The sequence below is a fragment of the Chryseobacterium sp. Bi04 genome (genome assembly GCF_918698085.1).
Lineage (GTDB): Bacteria > Bacteroidota > Bacteroidia > Flavobacteriales > Weeksellaceae > Chryseobacterium.
Window position 1 is genome coordinate 1 of record NZ_CAKKLP010000034.1, and the last position, 1,099, is coordinate 1,099.

Annotated in this window: 2 protein-coding genes; both read left to right on the top strand. The window is 31.1% G+C overall.

Annotated features, from left to right (window positions below):
- On the top strand, positions 1–595 hold a 595-nt coding region (locus LQV47_RS22465; protein WP_230041352.1), incomplete at its 5' end, for a hypothetical protein.
- Between the two features lie 7 nt (positions 596–602).
- The gene (locus LQV47_RS22470; protein WP_230041353.1) at positions 603–1,028 is read left to right on the top strand and encodes a hypothetical protein; all 426 of its coding nucleotides are present in this window, start codon (positions 603–605) and stop codon (positions 1,026–1,028) included.
- Positions 1,029–1,099: the final 71 nt, after the last annotated feature.

The following is a 1,099-nucleotide window of genomic DNA, read 5'->3' on the forward strand; positions in this document are numbered from 1 at the left end:
TCTTGTAGGAAAAAAATCTACTTGGGCTGATCAGTTTAGAAGTCATATGGAGAAGTATGCTGTGAATGTATCAAGTAATTGGTATAGCCTTACAGGAAAAGGTAATTGGTTTTTTGGTACTGCAGGGGTTATGAGTGGTTTTGCTGGAGTTGTTGACTCTGATCAAATGTATTCACAAGGAGTCAGAAGAGGAATATCTGGGAATTATCAACTAACAGGTAGAAACTTAAGCCAATTTTGTAAGATGGCAATGACTGATGCAACAAAACCTGTTTCTAGAATCGCAAGAACTGCAAGATTTGCCGGTCATTTTTCTTTTGGAATAGGTGTTATAAGTGACATAGGTGGAATGGCAACTGGTCAAGTATCATTAGGAAAAGCTCTTATAAATACAGGATTTGGGGCTGTAGGAAATTGGGGTGGATCAATTGGAGCTTCTCTTAGTACAGTATATTTCGGGGTAGATAGTTTTTATCCAGGAGCGTGGCCAGGTCTGTTTGATGATGGTAATTTTGTTCAAGGAAGATTAGATGAAGGATTTAATCAGGCAGGACCCTATAGAATTAATGTGTTTGGAGCTCATGAACCAAAATGAAATAATTATGGAGAAAATAAAAAAAGCATATTATTATCTTTTTTATAAAATTTATAAATCAATAGAATATACATCTGAACAAGTAGGAGGTAAATTTTGGACTGATTTTAAAGCTGGATTAGTAATTCTTACTCTTGAACTTTGGATTATAGGCTCTTTTTTGAATTATTATTCTATTATTAATGATAAAAAATTAAGTATAGAGATGATTAGTCCTATTTTATTAATTTCTCTTATCATTTTTTCTATTATTAATTATTTTGCCTTTATGCGTACAGACATATGGAAAACGTATAACAAAGAATTTGATAAATTATCTGAAAAAGAAAATCAAACAGGCACTACTATTGTGTGGGTAATCGCCATTTGTATTACAGTTAATTTTTTTGGATCTGTTTATTTACTTCAAAAGTATGTTCTTAAAATGTATTAATATAATAGAGTATTGAAATTTGTCTAGTCCTAAAAAACTAATATAAAAAAGCTGCAATTTTATTATTAACC